This window comes from Nonomuraea sp. NPDC052129 (assembly GCF_040680095.1).
Taxonomy (GTDB): domain Bacteria; phylum Actinomycetota; class Actinomycetes; order Streptosporangiales; family Streptosporangiaceae; genus Nonomuraea.
On record NZ_JBFAVX010000004.1, the window covers coordinates 335883 to 357139 of the forward strand.

General features: G+C 70.7%; 19 protein-coding genes. 12 read left to right on the forward strand and 7 right to left on the reverse strand.

Annotation, left to right across the window (positions count from 1 at the left end; all coding sequences use genetic code 11):
- Nucleotides 1–105: 105 nt before the first annotated feature.
- Both AB0L53_RS12850 and AB0L53_RS12855 read right to left on the reverse strand, forming a co-directional pair.
- Complete coding sequence (locus AB0L53_RS12850; RefSeq protein WP_225293703.1) at nucleotides 106–738, reverse strand: response regulator transcription factor; 633 nt, start codon at nucleotides 736–738, stop codon at nucleotides 106–108.
- Nucleotides 735–1943, reverse strand: a complete 1209-nt coding sequence (locus tag AB0L53_RS12855; RefSeq protein ID WP_363993061.1) for a PspC domain-containing protein — start codon at nucleotides 1941–1943, stop codon at nucleotides 735–737. The genes AB0L53_RS12850 and AB0L53_RS12855 overlap by 4 nt, the downstream gene beginning before the upstream one ends.
- 113 nt (nucleotides 1944–2056) lie before the next feature.
- Here AB0L53_RS12855 and AB0L53_RS12860 point away from each other — a divergent pair, with 113 nt between their 5' ends.
- The 8 genes from AB0L53_RS12860 (at nucleotide 2057) to AB0L53_RS12895 (ending at nucleotide 12121) form a co-directional block, all read left to right on the forward strand.
- Nucleotides 2057–3571 carry a PspC domain-containing protein gene (locus AB0L53_RS12860; protein ID WP_363993062.1) on the forward strand — a complete coding sequence of 505 codons (1515 nt, stop codon included), beginning with the start codon at nucleotides 2057–2059 and terminating at the stop codon, nucleotides 3569–3571.
- Nucleotides 3561–3764 (forward strand): hypothetical protein, encoded by a 204-nt coding sequence (locus AB0L53_RS12865; RefSeq protein WP_363993063.1) that lies wholly within the window; start codon nucleotides 3561–3563, stop codon nucleotides 3762–3764. The genes AB0L53_RS12860 and AB0L53_RS12865 overlap by 11 nt, the downstream gene beginning before the upstream one ends.
- Before the next feature lie 70 nt (nucleotides 3765–3834).
- Nucleotides 3835–4317, forward strand: a complete 483-nt coding sequence (locus AB0L53_RS12870) for a (2Fe-2S)-binding protein (RefSeq protein WP_357948488.1) — start codon at nucleotides 3835–3837, stop codon at nucleotides 4315–4317.
- Nucleotides 4314–6629, forward strand: coding sequence for a xanthine dehydrogenase family protein molybdopterin-binding subunit (locus tag AB0L53_RS12875; RefSeq protein WP_363993064.1), 2316 nt, complete (start codon nucleotides 4314–4316; stop codon nucleotides 6627–6629). Before AB0L53_RS12870 ends, AB0L53_RS12875 begins: the two co-directional genes overlap by 4 nt.
- Nucleotides 6626–7480, forward strand: a complete 855-nt coding sequence (locus tag AB0L53_RS12880) for a xanthine dehydrogenase family protein subunit M (protein WP_363993207.1) — start codon at nucleotides 6626–6628, stop codon at nucleotides 7478–7480. The genes AB0L53_RS12875 and AB0L53_RS12880 overlap by 4 nt, the downstream gene beginning before the upstream one ends.
- A gap of 76 nt (nucleotides 7481–7556) precedes the next feature.
- The gene (locus AB0L53_RS12885; RefSeq protein WP_358548797.1) at nucleotides 7557–8264 is read left to right on the forward strand and encodes an SRPBCC family protein; all 708 of its coding nucleotides are present in this window, start codon (nucleotides 7557–7559) and stop codon (nucleotides 8262–8264) included.
- 159 nt (nucleotides 8265–8423) lie between these two features.
- Complete coding sequence (locus AB0L53_RS12890; RefSeq protein ID WP_363993065.1) at nucleotides 8424–11060, forward strand: CDP-glycerol glycerophosphotransferase family protein; 2637 nt, start codon at nucleotides 8424–8426, stop codon at nucleotides 11058–11060.
- Nucleotides 11057–12121 (forward strand): glycosyltransferase, encoded by a 1065-nt coding sequence (locus AB0L53_RS12895; RefSeq protein ID WP_363993066.1) that lies wholly within the window; start codon nucleotides 11057–11059, stop codon nucleotides 12119–12121. Before AB0L53_RS12890 ends, AB0L53_RS12895 begins: the two co-directional genes overlap by 4 nt.
- A gap of 28 nt (nucleotides 12122–12149) precedes the next feature.
- On the opposite strand, the gene AB0L53_RS12900 is transcribed toward AB0L53_RS12895, so the two are convergent.
- Genes AB0L53_RS12900 through AB0L53_RS12910 form a run of 3 tightly spaced genes read right to left on the reverse strand, consistent with a single transcriptional unit; the run spans nucleotide 12150 to nucleotide 15529 of the window.
- Nucleotides 12150–13199: a sulfotransferase gene (locus AB0L53_RS12900; RefSeq protein ID WP_357948475.1), complete on the reverse strand. Its 1050-nt coding sequence runs from the start codon at nucleotides 13197–13199 to the stop codon at nucleotides 12150–12152.
- Between the two features lie 16 nt (nucleotides 13200–13215).
- Nucleotides 13216–14040, reverse strand: a complete 825-nt coding sequence (locus AB0L53_RS12905) for a CDP-alcohol phosphatidyltransferase family protein (RefSeq protein ID WP_363993067.1) — start codon at nucleotides 14038–14040, stop codon at nucleotides 13216–13218.
- 49 nt (nucleotides 14041–14089) lie between these two features.
- Nucleotides 14090–15529, reverse strand: a complete 1440-nt coding sequence (locus AB0L53_RS12910) for a glycosyltransferase family 2 protein (RefSeq protein ID WP_363993068.1) — start codon at nucleotides 15527–15529, stop codon at nucleotides 14090–14092.
- A gap of 159 nt (nucleotides 15530–15688) precedes the next feature.
- Between AB0L53_RS12910 and pseH the strand changes: the two genes are divergently transcribed.
- Nucleotides 15689–16192, forward strand: a complete 504-nt coding sequence (pseH, locus tag AB0L53_RS12915) for a UDP-4-amino-4,6-dideoxy-N-acetyl-beta-L-altrosamine N-acetyltransferase (RefSeq protein WP_363993069.1) — start codon at nucleotides 15689–15691, stop codon at nucleotides 16190–16192.
- Nucleotides 16189–17232 (forward strand): pseudaminic acid synthase, encoded by a 1044-nt coding sequence (gene pseI / locus AB0L53_RS12920; protein ID WP_363993070.1) that lies wholly within the window; start codon nucleotides 16189–16191, stop codon nucleotides 17230–17232. Before pseH ends, pseI begins: the two co-directional genes overlap by 4 nt.
- A 44-nt stretch (nucleotides 17233–17276) precedes the next feature.
- On the opposite strand, the gene AB0L53_RS12925 is transcribed toward pseI, so the two are convergent.
- Together AB0L53_RS12925 and AB0L53_RS12930 are read right to left on the reverse strand one after the other, a co-directional pair.
- Nucleotides 17277–18335 carry a hypothetical protein gene (locus AB0L53_RS12925; RefSeq protein WP_363993071.1) on the reverse strand — a complete coding sequence of 353 codons (1059 nt, stop codon included), beginning with the start codon at nucleotides 18333–18335 and terminating at the stop codon, nucleotides 17277–17279.
- Nucleotides 18332–19060 carry a glycosyltransferase family protein gene (locus AB0L53_RS12930; protein ID WP_363993072.1) on the reverse strand — a complete coding sequence of 243 codons (729 nt, stop codon included), beginning with the start codon at nucleotides 19058–19060 and terminating at the stop codon, nucleotides 18332–18334. Before AB0L53_RS12930 ends, AB0L53_RS12925 begins: the two co-directional genes overlap by 4 nt.
- Before the next feature lie 88 nt (nucleotides 19061–19148).
- Between AB0L53_RS12930 and pseB the strand changes: the two genes are divergently transcribed.
- Together pseB and AB0L53_RS12940 are read left to right on the forward strand one after the other, a co-directional pair.
- Nucleotides 19149–20132: a UDP-N-acetylglucosamine 4,6-dehydratase (inverting) gene (gene pseB, locus AB0L53_RS12935; protein WP_363993073.1), complete on the forward strand. Its 984-nt coding sequence runs from the start codon at nucleotides 19149–19151 to the stop codon at nucleotides 20130–20132.
- Nucleotides 20132–21256, forward strand: a complete 1125-nt coding sequence (locus AB0L53_RS12940) for an aminotransferase class I/II-fold pyridoxal phosphate-dependent enzyme (RefSeq protein WP_363993074.1) — start codon at nucleotides 20132–20134, stop codon at nucleotides 21254–21256. Before pseB ends, AB0L53_RS12940 begins: the two co-directional genes overlap by 1 nt.
- Nucleotide 21257: the final 1 nt, after the last annotated feature.

Genomic DNA, 21257 nt, shown 5'->3' on the forward strand with positions numbered 1-21257 from the left:
AAATGTCGCATGCCAGAGCCAACTAAGCCAGCATGTCGGCCCGCCAAAACCGACACACGCCGCTTTTGACCCAGAAAGCCGCTAGACCAGATACTGGCCCAAAAGCTAGACCAGACGTCGGGCCGTGGCCCAGCGGGACAGTTCGTGCCGGTTCGACAGCTGGAGCTTGCGCAGCACCGACGACACATGCGTCTCGACCGTCTTGACCGAGATGAACAGCTCCTTGGCGATCTCCTTGTAGGCATAGCCGCGGGCGATCAGCCGCAGCACCTCGCGCTCGCGCTGCGTCAGCGAGTCGAGCTCGGGGTCGATCGACGGCGCCTCCGACGAGGCGAACGCGTCGAGCACGAACCCGGCCAGCCGCGGCGAGAAGACCGCGTCGCCGTCGGCCACCCGGCGGATGGCGTCGGTCAGCTCGGTGCCGCTGATGTTCTTGGTCACGTAGCCGCGGGCGCCGCCGCGGATCACGCCGATCACGTCCTCGGCCGCGTCGGACACCGACAGCGCCAGGAAGCGTACCTGCGACCCGGCGCCGAGCACCCTGCGCAGGACCTCCTGCCCCCCGCCGCCGGGCATGTGCACGTCGAGCAGGACCACGTCGGGAGCGAGCTCGGCGATCGCCTTGACCGCCGTCTCGACGTCCTCGGCCTCTCCGACGACCTGGATCGAGTCGCCCAGCTCGGCCCGTACGCCGGAACGGAACAGCCGGTGATCGTCGACGATCAGCACCCTGGTCATTGCCTCTCCACCTTCATCGTCAACATCACTTCCGTGCCCTCACCGGGCTCGGTGCGCACCCTGGCGGTGCCGCCGTGACGCTCCATTCTCCCGATGATGGACTCCCTGATCCCCATTCTGTCGAGAGGCACCGCGTTGAGGTCGAATCCCTTGCCACGATCCTTCACGAAAATCGTGACTTCTTCGCCCTCTACCTCGGCATAGACGGAAATGGACGGACTGCCGGAGTACTTGGCGGCGTTGACCATCGACTGCCTCGACGCCTTCAGCATGGCGCCGAGCTTGCCGGCCGAGTCGAGCTCGATGTCGCCCACGCAGACCACCTCGATCGGTACGCCGTGCGCGTCCTCCTCTTCCGCGGCGATCCTGCGTACGGCCGCGGCGAGCGTCGCGTCGGCGTCCTGGGCGGGCTGGTAGAGCCAGTTGCGCAGGTCGCGCTCCTGCGCGCGGGCCAGCCTGGTGACCTCGCGCGGGTCGTGCGCGACGCGCTGGATCAGCGTGAGCGTGTGCAGGACCGAATCGTGCACCATCGCCGCGACCTCGGCCCGCTCCTCCGACCTGATGCGCTCGCGCCGCTCCAGCTGGAGCTCCTTCCACAGGCCCGCGAGCCAGGGCGCGGCGATGACCGCCAGCCCGCCGACCACCACCACGGTGAACAGCAGGCCGGGCTTGGCCTTGGACAGCTCCCCCTGAGCGGCCAGGAAGCCCGCCGCGCCGATGACGACGAGCGCGATGCCGAGCAGCGTGCGGACCCGGTTCGTCCTGATGCTCTTCGTCGCCCCGCTCACCCAGTTGCGGCGGCGTTCGGGATCGGCCTGCTGCCACAGGATGAGCGCGCCGATGCCACCCACGGCGAACGGCAGGATGGCGATGCCCCCCTTGGAGGCGCCGGTCAGCCAGCCGAACGCGACCAGCGCCATGCTGATCGCGCCGAACGCCGCGAGCTGGCTCCAGTCGCGCTGCGGCGGCTGCCCTTCGTACGGCACGCGGGGCGTGATCATCCAGAGCACCGCGTACGCCACCCCGCCGACCCCGCCGACCACGCTGAGCAGCACGAACATCAGCCTGATCACCACGGGATCGAGCTTCAGCTGAGCCGCGAGCCCTTGTGCCACGCCACCGAGCAGCCGGCCCTCCATGGGGCGCATCATCCGGCGGTAGGGCGCGTCGCCACCGGCTTGGGCAAGAGTCTTCTGGTCAGCCATAACATCGCCATCGTCACATGAAGGCCGCGTTAGGGACATCAGGGAACAACCCCCGGGTCGGGTCAGGGGTCTCCCGGATGCAGACGGCGGGCCGGTGGGGCCACGATAGTGGCATGACAGAAGCACCACCGAAGGAACCGGCCGCTCCGCCGACCGCGCTGCGACGTAGCAGCGAGGGGCGCTTCCTCATGGGAGTCTGCGCCGGGCTCGGACGCTACACGGGGATCGACCCGGTGGTGTTCCGCGTGGCCTTCGCGGTGCTGCTCTTCGGCTCCGGGATGGGGCTGTTCCTGTACATCGCGGCGTTCCTGCTGATGAAGGAGCCCAACGGACGGCCCGGATACATCGAGCAGTGGACCGGGCGCGACTTCGACGCCGCCACCGTGATGGCGCTGCTGACAGCGGTGCTCGCCGCCGGGCTCGGCCTCAACCTGGCCACGGTCTGGCTCGACTCGGGCACGCTGGTGGTCGGCATGATGCTGGCCATCGGGCTGCTCGCGGCGCACACCAACGGCGTGGACCTGCTCGGCCTGGTCCGGTCGATGCCCGAGCGGCTCACCCACCGCGCCCAGCCGGGCGAGCCCGAGCCGTACTTGAACGACTTCACGTATGCGCCCATCCCCGGCAAAACCGCGCCCACGACGGGCTACGCGCGGCCCCGCCCGGCCGCCGCGCCGTACATACGCGAACCGGTGATGGAGACGGACAGGGCGGCGGAGACGCCGACGGAGACGGTGACCGCCTCTCCCGCCGTATCGGAGCCGCCGACCGCCCCGACGCGCGTCAACCCCGTCCCCGCCCCCGAGACGCCACCTCAGCCGCCCCAGCCGCCCGCGCCGCCCACACCGCCGCGCTTCCGTGCCGACCCGATGACCGCCCTCAGCTACGGCGAGCCGTTCGCGCCGAACGGACCCTTCCAGCCGCTCGACCCGCGCAAACGAGCCGGCGGCTACTCGCCGTACGACCCAGCCCTGTACGGCAGGCCGACGCCCCCGCCCCGCCAGAAGCAGAAGCGGCCCAGATCGTTCATCGGCGCCATGACCATGTTGCTGGCAATCATCATTGGAGGGATCGTCGTGGCGGTCCAAGCCAGGTCCGCCTCGGGGGTCAGTCCCACCCTGGTCGGCGGCGCCGTACTCGTCACCATCGGCGCCGGGCTGCTGATCGCCGCCTGGTGGGGTCGCGGCGCGGGCCTGGTCGCGGCCGGCACGATGGTCGCCCTGCTGATCGGTCTCGGCCTGATGGTCGGCGACCTGCCGCGGAATGTCGGCGACTTCGTCTGGCGGCCGACCACCATGGCGGAGGCGAGCCGGATCTACGACGTGGGCGTCGGGGACGGCCGGCTCGACCTGTCCGAGATCAAGCTCACGCCGGGCGCGAGCCTGACGGTCAACGCCAAGGTCTCGATCGGCGAGCTGATGGTGATCGTGCCACCGACGGCGCGGGTCGAGGTGCACGCCACCAACAAGGTCGGCGACATCAAGGTGGACCAGTCGCTCAGAGGCGGCGTAGACGTCAAGTTCGACAAGGTGCTGGAGCCCGACACGCGCCCGAAGGGCGCCATCCCGACGATTGTGCTGAACCTGCGGGGCGGCATCGGCGACATGGAGGTGCGGCGTGGCGCGTGAGGTCGACAAGCCGCGCCGCGTGCACCGGACGGACTGGATGGCACTGCTGAGTGGCATGCTTTTCGTGGTGCTGGGCATCCTGATCCTGACCCGTGAGATCACGGACCCCCTGGTCCTGGTGTCTTTGGTCATCATCGGGCTGGGCTTCGCGGGGTTCGTCGCCGTAATCGCGCGGGTGATCCGCGGCAAGTAACCCTTGACCGGGAAAAACACCGGCGTACGTTGGCCTTGTCCGCCTTTCCCGCGCTCCTCTGGGAGGACGTATGCCTCGGACAGCCATCACCGTCGACGGAGTCAAGTACGAGGAGGAAGTCGAGCCGCGGCTCCTTCTCGTCCACCTGCTACGAGATCGTCTGGGCAAGACCGGCACCCCGGTCGGCTGCGACACCAGCAACTGCGGCGCCTGCACCGTCATGCTCGACGGCAAGAGTGTGAAGAGCTGCTCGGTGCTCGCCGTGCAGGCCGACGGCTGCGACGTCGTCACCATCGAGGGCCTGGGCGCCAACGGGTCGATGCACCCGATGCAGCAGGCCTTCCACGAGGAACACGCCCTGCAGTGCGGCTACTGCACCCCCGGCATGATCATGGCTGCGATCGACCTGCTCAGGGACAATCCGGACCCGTCGGAGGACGCCATCAGGGAGGGCCTGGAAGGCAACCTCTGCCGGTGCACCGGCTACTGCAACATCGTCCGCGCGGTACGCCGGGGCGCGCAGGAGATGGGCCAGGCGGTGAAGACACCATGACCGAGGTCGGCAAGGCGAGGAAGCGCAAGGAGGACGCGCGGCTGCTGACCGGGCGCACCCAGTGGACCGACAACCTGCGGCAGCCGGGGATGCTGCACGTCACGTTCCTGCGCAGCCCGATGGCGCACGCGCGGATCACCGGGGTCGACGTCTCGGCGGCACGCGAACTGCCGGGTGTCGTGGCGGCGTTCAGCGGCCAGGACTTCGCCGCCGAGCAGGGCAGCCTGCCGTGCGCGTGGCCGGTGAGCGAGGACATCGTGATCCCCGATCACCCGCCGATGGCCGTGTCGGAGGTGCGTTACGTGGGCGAGGCCGTGGCCTGCGTGGTCGCCACCGACCGCTACCGGGCCGCGGACGCGCTGGAGGCGATCGAGGTCGACTACGAGCCGCTGCCGCCCGTACTCGACATGAACGAGGCGCTCACCCCTGACAGCCCCAAGGTGCACGAGGCGGGCAACCAGGCGTTCACCGTGAAGATCACCTCGGGCGACGTCGAGGCGGCCTTCCGGGACGCGCCGGTGGTCATCGACCGGACCTACATTCAGCAGCGGCTGATCCCGAGCGCGATGGAGCCGCGGGCGGTGCTCGCGACCACCGACAGCGACTCCTTCACGCTCTGGTCGGCCACGCAGATCCCGCACGTCCTGCGCGTCATGCTGGCCGTGGTGACCGGCATCCCGGAGCACAAGATCCGGGTGATCGCGCCCGACGTGGGCGGCGGCTTTGGCTCCAAGCTCCAGGTCACCGCCGAAGAGGTGCTGTGCCTGCTGCTCACCAAGCGGCTGGGCAAGCCGGTCAAGTGGACGGAGTCCCGCTCCGAGGGCAACCTGACCGTGCACCACGGCCGCGACCAGATCCAGCACCTCAGGCTGGCCGCCGAGGCCGACGGGCGGATCCGCGGGCTGCAGGTGGAGTTGCTGGCCGACATGGGCGCCTACCTGATGCTGGTCACGCCCGGCGTGCCGCTGCTCGGCGCGTCGATGTTCAACGCCATTTACAAGATGGACGCCTACGAGTTCGGCTGTACGGGCGTCTTCACCACGAAGATGCCGACCGACGCCTATCGGGGCGCGGGCCGGCCCGAGGCGACGTACGGCATCGAGCGGATCATGGACGAGCTGGCCGCCGAGCTGCGCCTGGACCCGCTGGAGGTACGACGGCGCAACTGGATCAAGCACGAGGAGTTCCCGTACACCACCATCTCCGGGCTGACCTACGACTCGGGCAACTACGAGGCGGCGACGGACAAGGCGATGGCGCTGTTCGGCTACGACAAGCTGCGCGCCGAACAGGCCGACCGGCGGGACCGGGGCGACCCGGTCCAGCTCGGGATCGGCGTGAGCACGTTCACCGAGATGTGCGGGCTGGCCCCGTCCCGGATGCTCGGCGCGGCCAACTACGGCGCGGGCGGCTGGGAGCACGGCTCGGTGCGCATGCTGCCGACCGGCAAGGTCGAGGTCGTCACGGGCAGCTCCCCGCACGGCCAGGGACACGTGACGGCGTGGAGCCAGATCACGGCCGACGCGCTCGGCGTGCCGTTCGAGGACATCACGGTGCTCCACGGCGACACGGCGATCGCGCCCCGGGGCATGGACACCTACGGCTCGCGCTCGCTGACCGTCGGCGGCATCGCCGTGCTCAAGGCGTGTGACAAGGTCAAGGACAAGGCCAGGAAGCTCGCCTCGCACCTGCTCGAATGCGCGCCCGACGACCTGGAGTTCGCCGAGGGCGTGTTCAAGGTGAAGGGCACCGACTCCCAGAAGACCATCCAGGAGCTGGCCTACGCCGCCTTCACCGCCCACGACCTGCCCGAGGGCGTCGAGGCCCGGCTCGACTCCGACGCCACCTTCGACCCGGAGAACTACTCCTTCCCGCACGGCACCCACCTGTGCGCGGTGGATGTGGACACCGAGACCGGCATGGCGAAGATCCGTTCGTACGTGGCGGTCGACGACGTGGGCAAGGTGGTCAACCCGCTGATCGTCGAGGGCCAGATCCACGGCGGCATCGCGCAGGGCGTCGCGCAGGCGCTGTACGAGGAGGCCGTCTACGACTCGGAGGGCAACCTGCTCACCACCACGATGGCCGACTACCTGCTGCCGACGGCCATGGATTTGCCGGACTTCGTCACCGACCGGACCGAGACCCCCGCCACCAGCAATCCGCTGGGCGCCAAGGGCGTCGGCGAGGCCGGCACGATCGCCTCGACCCCGGCGGTCGTCAACGCCATCGTCGACGCGCTGCGACCACGCGGCATCCACGACATCCAGATGCCATGTACACCCGAGCGGATCTGGAGGGCGCTGCGATGATCCCGGCCCAGTTCGACTACGTCCGCGCCGGCTCGCTCGGCGAGGCCGTCCAGGAGCTCTCCGCCGACGAGGACGCCAAGGTCCTGGCCGGTGGCCAGTCGCTCCTCCCGCTGCTCCGGCTCCGGCTGGCCTACCCGTCGAAGCTGGTCGACGTGGGCCGCCTGCCCGAGCTGACGGGCGTGCACGACCGTGGCGACCACGTCTTCATCGGCGCGATGGCCACGCACGACGAGGTGATGCGCTCCGGCGTGGTCAACGCCGACTGCCCGCTCGTGGCGCAGGCCACCGCGACGGTCGCCGATCCCGCCGTACGCCACCGCGGCACGTTCGGCGGCTCCCTGGCGCACTGCGACCCGGCGGGCGACCTGCCCGCGGTGGTCCTGGCGCTGGAGGGCGTCTTCGTGGCCAGGTCGGGTGAGGGCGAGCGGGAGATCCCCGCCGCCGAGTTCTTCGTCGACTACCTGGAGTCGGCGCTGCGGCCGGGAGAGGTCCTGGTCGGGGTGCGGCTGCCGAAGCTCGGCGCCGGCTGGGGCTATCACTACGAGAAGTTCCACCGGACCGCGCAGTCGTGGGCCATCGTCGGGGTGGCCGCGGCGGTCAAGCGTTCCAACGGAGCGATCGAGGAGGCGCGGATCGGCCTGACCAACATGGGCCCGACGCCCGTACGGGCCCACGCGGTCGAGACCGCCCTGCGGGGCAGGCAGCTGAGCGATGACCTACGGCAGGCGTGCGAGGAGGCGGCGGCCGGCACCTCTCCGCCCTCCGACCTGCACGCCCAGCCCGACTATCGCCGGCACCTGGCCAGGGTGCTGACCCATCGCGCGATTCTCCACGCCGCCGGGTCTCCCTGACCGGTTCGAGGGGGCGCCCCTTTCGGGGCGCCCCTTCTCAGTCGTAATGTCGCAATCAGCGGAGAGGAGCGGATCCATGGCGATGCGGTTCGAGCATGAGTTCAGCGTTCCGGTGCCGGTCGAGCAGGCGTGGGCCGTACTGCTCGACGTCGAACGGGTCGCGCCGTGCCTGCCGGGGGCCTCGCTCGACCTCTTCGAGGGCGACGAGTTCACCGGCCGGATGAAGGTCAAGGTCGGCCCGATCACTGTCACCTACCGTGGCGTGGCCCGGTTCGAGAATGTGGATAAGGACGCCCATACGCTCACCATCGAGGCGTCGGGCAAGGAGGCGCGCGGCGCGGGGACGGCCTCGGCGACCGTCAAGGCCACGCTGACGCCGGACGACGGGTCCACCACGGTCCGGGTGGAGACGTCGTTCAACGTGACCGGCCGGCCCGCCCAGTTCGGGCGCGGGGTCATGGCCGAGGTCGGCGCGAAACTCATCGACAAGTTCGCCGCCAACCTCGCGCAGCTGCTGACCGAGCCGGCTCACGAGGCGCCCGCCGTGCCTGCAGCCGTACCCGCGGAGCCCCTGGAGGGCGAGCCGCGGCTGAGCGTGGTGCCCGGTCCCGAGGAGGACGTCCGGCCCGCCGGGACGCTGCGTACGTCGCGCACGCCCGACGAGGAGGCGCTCGACCTCCTGGAGATCGCCGGGACGCCGCTGCTGAAGCGCCTGGCACCCGTCGCCGGGGCGATCGCGGGGCTGCTGCTCATCGGCTGGCTGATCAGGCGTCTCATGCGCTGACATCGGCCGGCTGATCGGACGTCTCATGCGCTGATATCGGCTGGCTGATCAGTCACGCTGATATCAGCAAAGACACCATCAAGTCCGGACACTTCGCCCAATGTCGGGGAAGTTCATCCCTACATGTCTTATTTCGGGGGACATTCGGGGGAGATGAGCATGCCGGACTGCACTGTTGTCGTGATCACCTACAACGACGCGGCCCGCCTGCCCAGGGCCGTGCGCTCGGTACTCGGCCAGTCGCTACGCGACCTCGAAGTGATCATCGCCGACGACGCGAGCACCGACGACACCCCCCGGGTGGCGAGCGAGCTGGCGCGGTCCGATCCCCGCGTCCGCTACCTGCGCCGGCAGGTCAACAGCGGCGGCTGCGGCGCGCCGCGCAACGACGGTCTCGACGCGACGACCGCGCCGTACGTGATGTTCCTCGACAGCGACGACGAGCTGCCCAGGCACGCCTGCAAGAGCCTGCTCGGCGAGATCGAGCGGACCGGCGCCGACTTCGTGGCCGGGCAGATCTCCCGGCTGCACGAGCGGAGCGGCCGGCTGGCGCCCTACTACCCGTCACTGTTCGCCAAGAGGCGGGTCGTGGCGGGTATCGGCGCGGAGCCCGAGCTGTTCCTCGACTGCTTCAGCACCAACAAGCTCTACGACGTGCGCTTTCTACGCGAGAACGGGCTGCGCTTCCCGGAGGACCTCCACTACGAGGACCACGTCTTCGCGGCCGGTCTGTACGCCGTGTCGCGCCGGTTCGCGGTCGTGCCCTGGGTGGTCTACCACTGGCACCGCGCGCCCGACGACCGCTCCATCTCGCTCAACATCAAGGAGATGGACAACGTACGGCATCGCGTGACGGCGGCCCGGATGAGCGACGACTTGCTGCGTGCCCACGACGCCGCAGACCTGGTGCCCGACCGGCAGTACCGCTTCCTCAGGCAGGACCTGCGCGTCTACCTCAACCCACTGCCCAGGCGCGGCCGGGTGTGGGCGAAGGAGTTCGCCGCCGTCGTGCGGCCGTACCTGGAGGAGATCCCGCTTGAGGTGTTCGAGCGGATCGAGCCGATGGCCCGGGTCTGCTGCCATCTCATCCTCGGCGACCGGGTCGACGACCTGCTGGTGGCCGCCCGGTCGCTGCCTGACCCCTGTGCCGCCCCACGGGCCGCCGTACGCCATGAGGGGCGGACGTACTGGGGCACGACGGTCGCGCCCGGCATGGACATCACCCGGCTTCGGATGGCCGAGCTGCCCTACACCGCGACCCGGCTGCGGCACGAGGTGACCGAGATCGCCGGGGATGGCGAGCGGATCCGGATGAGCGTGCACACCTACGACCCTTTTGGCGTGCTGCCGGTCGACTGGACGGCCTTCCTCCAGCTCGGCGGCCAACGCGTCCCCATCGAGCCGGTCCCGTCCGGTGACGGCGGCTACGTCAGTGAGATCACCTTCACGCCCACGGTCTCGTGCGAGCCACGCATCGGGTTCACCAGGAACTGCGACGGCCGCACCACGACGGACCGGCTGATGGCCCCGCCCGACATGGAGCCGATCGCGCTGCAACTGGCGCGCACGGTCACGGCCGAGGGCAACGCCGCGTACCTGCGCGTACGTGTCCCGTCGGTCAGGTCACGGCTCCACCGGATCAAGCGCCGGTTGCTGCGACGGTTCAGCACACCGGCGATGAAGCTGCGCTTCTACAAGACGGTGATCCGCCTCCTTCCACCCCGCCCTGACCTGGCCCTGTTCGAGGCCGACGTCGGCAAGGGCTACACCGGCAGCCCGCGCGCCATCTACGAGGAGCTGCGGCGGCGCGGCCTGCCGATCCGCGTCTTCTGGTCGGTGGCCAGGTGCCGGGCGAACTTCCCCGCCGACGCCCGGCTCGTCCGCCGCGGCGGCTGGCGGTACGTATGGCTGCTGGCCCGCGCGGGCATCTGGGTCGACAGCCACGGCTTCCCGCTCAACTACCCGAAACCGCCCGGTACCCGCTATCTCCAGACCTGGCATGGCCAAGGCATCAAGTCGGTCGGCTTCGACGCGCCCGACCTGCGCGCCGACTTCGACCGCCCGCGCGCCGAGTGGCGCGCCGCCGTCGCCCGCTGGGACGCGCTCGTCTCGCCGAGCGCCGAGTTCTCGCGGGTCTTCCTGCCCTCCAACGACTACACGGGCCAGGTCCTCAGGTACGGCACGCCGCGCTGCGACGCGCTGGTGCGCCAGGAGAGCAGACACGACGTCCTGCAACGGCTGGAGATACCGCCCGGCAGGAAGATCCTGCTGTACGCGCCCACCTATCGCGACCGGGCCAAGAACAGCGGCCGGTCGGTCCGGGCGGACCTGGAGCTGATGGCCGAGGAGCTGGCCGGCGAGTGGGTGCTGATCCTGCGTACGCACCCGGTGGAACGCTTCAGCACCCCGCAGCACATCAGGCACTTCGTCCGGCCGGCCGGGTCGTACCCGGAGATCAACGACCTGATGCTGGCCTCGCACGCGCTGCTCACGGACTACTCGTCGGTGATGTGCGACTACGCGCTGACCGGCAAGCCCATGGTGTTCCTGATCGACGACTGGGACGAGTACCGGCTGACCGAGCGGGGCGTCTACCACGACCTGCCGGCGATCGCCCCCGGGCCGTGCGTCACGACGACCGAGGAGGTGGTCGAGGCGCTGCGGGAGCTGCCGGCCGTACACGCGGCCCATGCCGAGCGGTACGCGGCCTTCCGCGAGCTGTGGTGCGCGGACGAGCGCGGGGACGCCGCCGCGCGCGTCGTGGACGCCTTCTTCGGGCACCGGGCGGCGTCGTGACCGTGGTGTTCGCCTGCATGGACGCCGACACGCTGGGGGGCATCCAGCAGGTGACGCACACCCTGGCGCAGGGGCTGGCCGAACGCGGCTACGACGTGCACGTGGTCGGCCTGCACCAGGCGGCGGCGCCGTTCCGCTACGTCGAGGAGCCCAACTACAGGCGCCACGTGATCAGCCCGGAACCCCTGGGACCGCAGAGCCCGCGGGCACGCAGGCGGGCCGACGAGCGACTGGCCGCCCTGTTCGACCCGATGCGGACGGGTTTCGCGGTGCTGACCTCGCCGGGGGTGGTGACGCGGCTGACGTCCGTCCTGCCCGGCTCGCTGCATCGGGTCGGGCAGTATCACGGCTCGTACGAGCACGCCCGCGGCTGCTGGCACCTCGGCTCGATCAGACAGCACTACCCCAAGCTGGACCAGGCGGTCTTCCTCAGCGAGGACGACGCCTGGCGCTTCTCCGAGGACGCGCTGCTGCCCAACACCTGGGCCCTGCCCAACCCGCTGGCGCGCTGGCCGGAGGAGGTGTCCGGGCTGGAGACGCCCCGGGTGCTGGGAGTGGGGCGGATGGAGGGGGTCAAGCGGTTCGACCGGCTCATCAGCGCGTTCGCCAGGGCCGGCGCGCCGGCGCCGTGGGAGCTGCACCTGATCGGCGATGGCTCGGAGCTGGAGCGGCTGCGCGCGCACGCCGTGCGCGAGGGGGTCGGGGAGCGGGTGGTGTTCAGGGGCCGCGTCCCCGCCGCCCGGATGACGGGCGAATACCTGGAGGCGGCGATCGTGGGGCTGACCAGCGAGCACGAGGGGCTGCCCATCGTGCTGCTGGAGTCGGCGGCGCATGGGGTGCCCCCGGTGGCGTTCGACGTGTCGGGCGGGGTGCGATCGGCGGCGCCGGTGCTCGTCCCGGCCGGGGACGTCGGCGCGTTCGGCGCGGCGCTGGCCCGGCTGATGGGCTCGGCGTGGGAGCGGCGGCGCCTGGGCGCCGCCGCTCGCACACGGGCCGCCGCCTTCCGGCTCGACCACGTGCTGGACCGCTGGGAATCCCTGTTCGTCCACCTGACCAGGTGACGGCCAGGTTTATCACCGCGCGCTGTTGTTACCGCGCGCGCTGGGCCAGCTCGGGCGACTCGTTACGCGGCTGCGGAATCCCGGCGAGCAACTGCTGCTTCGAGGTGAGCAGCGCGGCGACCGGGCTCGGCTCGCGCAGCCGGTTGATGCGGTCTCGCACCATCTTGCGCATCCGGTTGGCGCGGCGCTTCTGCATCGTCTTGTGGCAGGTGACCAGATGCTCCTTGGACGCCGCCGGCGCGCCGGACAGCTCGTAGCCGTTGGCCTCCAGCCGATCGCCGAGCACCTGCTCGCACAGGGAGATCTCCCAGTCCTCCAGCCGCTTGGCCCAGCTGCCCACCCTGGCGCGGGTGACCTCGCCGTGCGTGTTGCTGTGCCAGACCTTGTGCGCGGGGACCGCCACGGTGGCCGCCTCGCGCGGAGAGACCGTACTCGGGTCGAAGTCCTCGTCGAGGAAGTGGCAGAGCTTCTTCATCTCGGTCGCCGGGTCGTCGGTCAGGTCCTCGTACCGCAGCTCGTAGTAGGTGTCCTCGGGCAGCATCCGCCGCAGCCTGTTGCCCGCGTCGATGGCCTCGGCCCAGGTGGAGATCGCGTGGAAGGAGTCCAGCGTGTACCAGGGCATCTCCTTCAGCGACGAGACGCAGTCGCGGCCGTCCCTGATCAGGTGGATGAACTGGGCGTCGGGGAAGAGCCTGAGCAGGATGTCGACCTGCTTGACGTAGCTCGGCCGCTTGTCTCCCCAGCGGGCCTTGTCGAAGCGGTCGGCGTACATGCGGAAGGTGGTGCCGAGCACCGAGCCGAGCGTCCCTGGCCCGTCCACGACCTGCTGGACGAAGTCCTCCCTGTCGATCTTGAGCTCGCGGAACTTGGTGCTGCGGTCGCCCGCGATCCACTCCGCGAGCGCGCGGCGGCGCTCCTCGACACGCAGGTCGCCGAACGAGCGACGCCGGTGGTAGACGGGCACCAGGAACCTGGTCTCCGGCGGCACCGCGATCCGCGGGTGCGAGTGGAGCATGAGCTGCAGCATCGTGGTGCCGGAGCGCGGACAGCCGACGACGAAGATGGGCCGGTCTGACATGAAAACCCCCGAAAACTTAGACGAGAACGTGCTCTCGGCTCCTCGTGGAGGGCACGCTGTGCTTGCGCGTGAAGAGCCACATCCGGTGGACGAGCCAAACCTCGTTGACCAGCAACGAGACGCTGGCGACCGCGGAAACCGGGATCAGCGCCACGGTGCCCACGAGCGGCGCGACCACGAACACCGCGGCGTGGAACTCGATGCCGCTGATCAGGTGGGCACGGATACGGCGGCGGACCATCGCCTTGTTGATCCGCCGCATGAGGCGACGTGACCGGCTCATCGGCGGCCTCTGGCGCGGGATCCGCACCTCGGGCTCGTCCTCTTCCTCCGCCCGGGCCTCCCCGTCGGCCTCCCGCTCCGCCTTGACCGTCTCGCGGACCCGCTTCATCTGCGGCGCGTTGACGTACCTGAACAGGTCGACCACCGCCACCGCCGCGCCCATGACGATGTAGCGAACGTCGCCGGTGATCGCGTACTGGCCGTAAGCGAGACCGGTGGCGCAGCACACCACCCTGATCCGGTCGCCGACGTAGTCGAGCCACAGGCCGAAGGGCGTCCCCGAGCCCTTGAGCCGCGCTATCTTGCCGTCAAGGCAGTCCACCATGAAGCTCAGATAGAACATGGCCGCCCCCGCGGCCAGCAGGTCCATCGCGAGACATACGGCGGACACCATGCCGAGGACCAGCGAGACCACCGTGAGCTGGTTGGGCGTCAACCGCGTGTGGTTGGCCACCAGCAGAGCTGCCCGGCAGGCGACCGGGTCCACGAAGTACACGGTCCACCAGGAGTCTCTCCGCTTGCGTGTCGCGTAGACGTCATCGAGCGAATAGGTCCTCATGGCTTCCAAGCATGGCGACGCACCGCCGTGATCCAATTACTCTCTGGAACTACTGGGCGATGTCCATGCTGGTTCTTGACCATCCTGGCACCGACAGCCGCCAGACCTTCTGCGCCTCGGCATCGCGAAAGCACGCCTTGAGCACCAGGCCGCACAGTTCCACGCGGGCGTGCAGCCGCCAGCTCGGGCCGCCCTCTTCGAGCCGTGCCGGGTCGATCTCCACCGAGACGCCCTGCCCGCCCGTGCGCTGTACCTCCAGCGGGACCCGGCGCTCGCCGTCGGTCAGCCACATGCCGAGCCGGTTCGGCTCCCGCGCCACCCGGTGGAGGGCCACCTCGCCGCGCACCTCGAAGCGGCTCCCCGTCCAGCCGCACTCATGGACCGTGGCCAGCAGCTTGACCTCGTCGCTCGCCTCGAAGACCGCGTCGGGGATCTGGAGGGTCCGGTCCCTGAAGTAGGGGTAGTCGCCGTACCAGCCGATCTCGTGCGGCACGATGGGGGTGCCGTCGACCGAGTCGCGCCGGAACCTGCGCACCACCCGCAGCTCCTCGACCAGGCCGCGGCTCAGCAGGTGGAGTTCGAGCCGGCGCAGCGACGCCACCTCGCCGAGAGCGACGGGGCTCAGCCCGGCCAGCCACTCCTGCGAGAGTTCGAGCAGCGGCCCGACCTCGTCGTCCTCCGCGTACTCCAGCGCCTGGAAGAGGAACAGGAGGTCCTTCTCCAGCACCACGCCGTCGAAGGCGTCGGCCAGCTCGGGCTCCTGCTCACTGAGGAAGGCCCGGACCGCGCGGATGGCGGCCAGCCGTTCGGCCAGGTTCGGCAGCTCCATCCGCCGCTGGGTGATCGAGCTCTCCCCCTCCTCGCGCTTACGCCAGTGGTAGACGATGTCGGGGAGCACGTCGACGCCCTTCGCCAGCACGTGCGCCCGCATGCTGAGCGGCACATCCTCATAGATCCCCGCCGGGAACTCCAGCTCGTGTTCACGCCAGAAGTCCTGCCGGTAGACCTTGTTCCAGACCGTGCGGTCCCTGATCAGGGACCGGCGCTCCCGGATGTGCGCGCCCCGCGCGGGGCGCCTGAACGCCTTCTCGTGCATGGACGACACGGCCAGCTCGCCCTCCCTCAGGCGCAGCACCCCGCCGCACGCGAAGTCCGAGCCGCTCTCCCGCAACGACTCGACCAGCAGCTCGTACGCCTTGGGCGGCACGACGTCGTCGCTGTCCGCGAAGGCCAGATAGGTGCCGCGGGCCCGCCGGATCCCCGCGTTGCGCGCCGGACCGGGGCCCTGGTTCGGCTGGTCGATCAGGACGAAGCGGGGGTCACGGGCCACGAACTCGCGGGCCACCCGCGCGCTTCCGTCCAGTGAGCCGTCGTCCACGAGGATGACCTCGATGTCCTCCAGCGTCTGAGCCGCCAGAGATTCCAGACATTCGCCGATATACGGCTCCACGTTGTAGATCGGGACGACGACGCTGAGCATGGGCGTCATACCGAGAAGCTCCCTTGGGGTCGGGGTAGTTGGGGTCGAGGGCAGCATGCCCTGGCCATCACTCCGGCACGACGTTCGATGCCGCACTCTGATCAGCTCTTTGCCGGATGGATCCGCTACGTTGTGCAATGGATCGAGCGCGCTAAGTAGGGGGAAGCCGTGCTGAGACCCGTACACGACCATGAGCTGCCCGCCATCCGCCGATGGCGCAACCACCCGAGGGTGCGGGCGGCGAGCTTCACGACCCACGTCATCGCCGAGGGTGAGCACGCCCGGTGGTGGGCCGGGGTAAAGGACGATCCGGCCAGACGGGTGCTGATCTACGTTCACGACGGGACCGCCGCGGGGGTGGTGACGTTCTCCGAGCTCGACCCCGCCGAACGGAGCGGCGAATGGGGGTTCTACCTCGATCTGGCCGGGCTGGAGCCGTCGGGCGCGCTGCTGCCGGCCTGGATCGGGCTGGAGCGGGCCGCCATCGACCACGCGTTCGGGCCGCTGGGGCTGACCACGCTGCGCGGCGAGGTGCTCGCCCGCAACGAGGCGGCCAGGGGGCTGCACCGGCGCTTCGGGTTCGCCGAGGTCGCCGTCCACCGGCGCGACATCGACGGCGTCCGCCGCGACGTCGTGACTGTGCAACTCATGAGGAAGGACGACCACACATGATCTCCATCGCCGGGCGGGCGATCGGGGCGGGACAGCCCCCCTTCGTCATCGCCGAGATGTCGGGCAACCACAACGGGCGCCTCGAACAGGCTCTGGCCATCGTCGACGCGGTTGCCGACAGCGGCGCGCACGCCCTGAAGCTGCAGACCTACCGCCCCGACACGATCACCGTCGACGCCGACGGCCCCGCCTTCCGCCTGGGTGACGACCATGAGCTGTGGGGCGGCGAGCGGCTCTACCGGCTCTTCGAGCGGGCGCACACGCCGTGGGAGTGGCACGAGCCGATCTTCGCCAGGGCTCGCGGGCGGGGGCTCATCCCGTTCTCCTCGCCCTTCGACCCCACGGCCATCGATCTGCTGGAGAATCTCGGCGCCCCGGCCTACAAGATCGCCTCTTCGGAGATCGTGGACCTCCCCCTGATCAGGCTCGCCGCCGCCACGGGCAAGCCGCTGATCATCTCCACCGGCATGGCGTCGATCGGCGAGATCCACGCCGCCGCGGAGGCCGCCCGCGAGGCGGGCTGCACGCAGCTCGCCATGCTGGCCTGCACCGCCTCCTACCCCGCCGCGCCCGCCGAGAGCAACCTGCGCTCACTTCCGCTGCTCGCGGGGCTCACCGGCGCGGTCGTCGGCATCTCCGACCACACGCCCGGCATCGGCGCCGCGCTCGCGGCGGTCGCGCTCGGGGCGTGCCTGATCGAGAAGCACATCACGGTGGACCGGGGCGACGGGGGTGTGGACTCGGCGTTCTCACTGGAGCCCGCCGAGCTCGCGGCGCTCGTGGTGGAGAGCGAGCGGGCCTGGCAGTCGCTGGGCAGCGCGGTCATCGGGCCGCGGGCCTCAGAGCGCGAGGGGCTGCGGTTCCGGCGGTCGCTGTATGTCGTACGGGATGTGCGGGCGGGCGAGCCGGTGACGGAGCAGAACGTCCGCTCCATCCGGCCGGCCGGGGGGCTGCCGCCGGCGGCGGCGGCGCAGGTGATGGGCCGCCGCTTCGCCAGGGACGCCACGCTCGGCACCCCGCTGACCTGGGACCTGGTCTGACGAGCGCCCGGCTCAGAGGAGGGTTCGTTTAGCGGGGGGCTCGTTCAGAGGAGGGCGAGGAGCGCGTCGGCGACGCGTTCCCTGCCGCGGCCGTCGATCAACCCGGCGCCACGCCTGCCGTACTCCTCGCGGGCCGCCGGGTCGGCGAGCAGGCGGGCCAGGACGCCGACGGCCGCCGCGTCCGGGGCCGGTCCCAGCCCGGCCGCGAGTCCGCCGCCGACCAGCGCCTCGTAGCCGATCAGCTGGTTGTCGGCCACCCAGCTCAGCGCGGTGGGCACGCCCAGGTGCAGCAGCTCCCAGACGGCCGAGCCCGCCGCGGTGATCACCAGGTTGGCCTCGGCCATCAGCCCGGGCAGCCGGTCCGTCGGCGGGATGACCGTGACGGGCCCGTCCACCTCGAACGGCACCGGGCTGACCACGGTCGCCCGGAATGGCAGCCCGGTGGCACGCAGCGCCCCGGCCCAGGCCGGAGCCACACCGGCGCTGTCGGTGCCGCCGAAGAAGCACAGCACCAGCGGCCCCTCCGGCCGGGCCGGGCGGCGGCGGGCGGTCCCCCGCATCAGCAGGACGCTGTCCCGCAGCAGCACATAACGAGCCCCCGCCAGCCGCCCACCCCAGGGCCCATCCCAGGGCCCGCCTTCGGGCGCACCCCACGACCCATCCCCCGGCCCGTCCGCGGGCTCCCCCGGGCGCGAGGACGGGCGTCGGAAGGGGCGCAGCTCGGCGCCGAGGTTCTGGTCGAGGTAGAGGTCCGCCTCCTGGCCCAGCGGGTCGCCGTCGACGATCGCCAGCACGGCCGTGCCCGCCGCCCGCAGCGCCGCGCCCGTACCGGGAGCCAGCACGTACGAGTCCAGCACCACCGCGTCCAGCCCGAGCACCCGCACCAGCTCGGCCAGCGCCCGCGGCTCCGAAGGCGCCGGGCACAGCGGGAACGCGCGCTGCCGCAACTGCGACTCCGCCCACACCGACCCCGCCACGTCCCCGAGGAACAGCACCTCGGCCCCCCGCCCGCACAGCTCCTCGGCCAGCGCCACGCAGCGCACCAGATGACCGACCCCGCTCGCCACGCCCGCGTCGCAGCGGAACCCCACCCGGTGCGTCACGCCTCCTGCAACGCCTTCTGCGCCACGTGCGCGTTGAGCTCGCACACCTCGGGCCGCTCCCGCAGCCAGCCGACCAGCGACCGTACCGGCACGCACCGATCGCCCAGCTCCTCGACGACCCGTGAGATGAGCCGCCAATCGTCCTCGGTGTCGAGCGTGACCCGCAGGTCGGCCGCCGACGGCGCGTAGGCGAGGCCGAGCAGCCGCGACTCCCCCGGATGCGTGTAGAGGAAGGACGTGACGTGCGTACGGTGATGCGCGGTGGCCTCCAGGTCGGCCCGCTCCAGGGCGGCCAGCCCCGCGATCTCCACGTCGAGGCCACGCGGCAGCGTGCGGGCCAGGCCCGTGCTCAGGTAGTCGAGGCCGGGCACCGCGCGGAAGACCAGCGCGGCCTCGCGGATCACCACCGGATCGAGCAGCGGGCAGTCCGCCGTGAACCGCATGACGGCCTCGCCCGGGTGATTCTCCAGCGCCTGCGTGAACCGGGTGAGCACGTCGTCGACCGGTCCCCGGTGCCAGGACACGCCGAGCCTGTCGCACTCCGCCACCACCGCGTCGTCTGCCGCCTCCGTGGTGGTCGCCACCACCAGGTCGTCGACCGCGTCCGCCTGGCGTACCGCACGGACCACCCAGCCCAGCACGGAGCGGCCCCCGAGATCGCGCAAGACCTTGCCCGGCAGGCGCGTCGAGCCCATGCGCGCCTGGATGATTCCGACAATCCGCACCGAAGCCCCATTCCCCTCTGTGACCGTGTGTCATCGAACGATCGCGCTATGCTACCGGGCAGCTCGGATGACTACGGCGGGGGGCCGCGTGAGCATTCTCAGTGGATCGTCAATTCTGATCACCGGAGGCACGGGGTCCTTCGGCAAGGCGTTCGTCCGGCACGCGCTGGACCACCTCGACGTGCGCCGCATGGTGGTCTTCTCGCGCGACGAGCTCAAGCAGTACGAGGCACGTCACCTGTTCGACGACGACCAGCGGCTGCGCTGGTTCATCGGCGACGTACGCGACAGGGATCGCCTGACCAGGGCCATGCACGGCATCGACTACGTCGTGCACGCGGCGGCGCTGAAGCAGGTCGACACGGCCGAGTACAACCCGTTCGAATACGTCAGGACCAACGTCTCCGGCTCCCAGAACGTGGTGGAGGCCGCCATCGACTGCGGCGTGCGCAAGGTCGTCGCGCTCTCCACCGACAAGGCGTCCAGCCCGATCAACCTGTACGGCGCCTCGAAGCTGGTCGCCGACAAGCTGTTCGTCTCGGCCAACCACTACGCCGCCAGCCACGTCACCCGCTTCGCCGTGGTCCGCTACGGCAACGTGGTGGGCAGCAGGGGCTCGGTGGTGCCGTTCTTCCTGCGGCTGGCCCAGGAGGGCGGCAGCGTGCCGATCACCGACAAGCGGATGACCCGATTCTGGATCACGCTCGACCAGGCCGTCCGGTTCGTGGTCGACTCCTTCGACCTGATGCAGGGCGGCGAGCTGTACGTGCCGCGCATCCCCAGCATGCGCCTGCCCGACCTGGCCCAGGCACTGGCGCCCCGCAGCCCGGTCTACGAGATCGGCATCCGGCCCGGCGAGAAGCTGCACGAGGAGATGATCGGCCCCGACGACGGCCGCAGGACCCTGCGCCTGAGCGACCGCTACGTCGTGCAGCCGACGATCGCCAGCTGGGGCTACGTGCCCCCGCAGGGCGGCGAACTGCTGCCGGACGGCTTCGCCTACCGCTCCGACACCAACGACCGCTGGCTCTCGGTCGAGGACCTGCGCGCCATGGTGACGGTGGGCGTCTGATGCTCCCCTACGGACGGCAGTCGATCACCGACACCGACGTCCAGGCCGTGACCAAGGTGCTGCTCGGCGAGTGGCTGACGACCGGGCCCATGGTCGGCTCGTTCGAGGCCGAACTGGCCCGCTGGACGGGCGGCGTGCCGTGCCTGGCGGTCACGTCGGGCACGGCGGCCCTGCACGTCGCGTACGCGGCGGCCGGGGTCGGGCCGGGAGACGAGGTGATCACGTCGCCGCTGACGTTCGTGGCGACGGCCGCCACCGCCGCCATGCGCGGCGGCCGGGTGGTCTTCGCCGACGTACAGCCCGACACGGGCAACCTCGATCCCGCCTCGGTCGAGTCACTGGCGGGCGACAACACCAAGGCGATCACCGCGGTCGACTACGCGGGCCACCCCGCCGACTACGACGAACTCCGCGCGATCGCCGACCGGACCGGAGCCGTGCTGATCGGCGACGCCGCCCACTCCCTCGGCTCGCGCTACAAGGACCGGCCGGTCGGAGAGCAGGCCGACCTCACCACGTTCTCGTTCTTCCCGACCAAGACCGTGACCACCGCCGAGGGCGGCGCCGTCGCCGTACGCGACCATGACCGCTACGTCCGCGCCGCCCGTTTCCGTAACCACGGCCTGGTCCGGGACCCGGCCGAGCAGCGCGACCCCGGCCACGGCGGCTGGCACCAGGAGGTCCACGACTTCGGCCTCAACTACCGGCTGCCGGACGTGCTCTGCGCGCTCGGCCTCAGCCAGCTGCGGCGGCTCGAACGCTTCCGCGCGCGGCGGATCGAGCTGGTCGCCCGCTACAACGCGCTGCTCGGCGACCTGCCGGGCCTGACGCTGCCCGCGCGGCGCCCGTACACCACGCCGTGCTGGCACCTCTACCCGGTCAGGGTCCGCGACGGTCGGCGGCGGGAGGTCTACGAGCGCATGCGGGCCGAGGGCATCGGGGTGCAGGTCAACTACATCCCGGCCTACTGGCACCCGGTCTTCGAGGACCTCGGCTACCGGCGCGGGATCTGCCCCGAAGCCGAGTCCTACTACGCCGAGCAGCTCTCGCTGCCGCTCTTCCCCGACCTCACCGACCAGCAGCAGGACGAGGTCGTCGACCGGCTGCGGGCCATCCTGGGCTGAC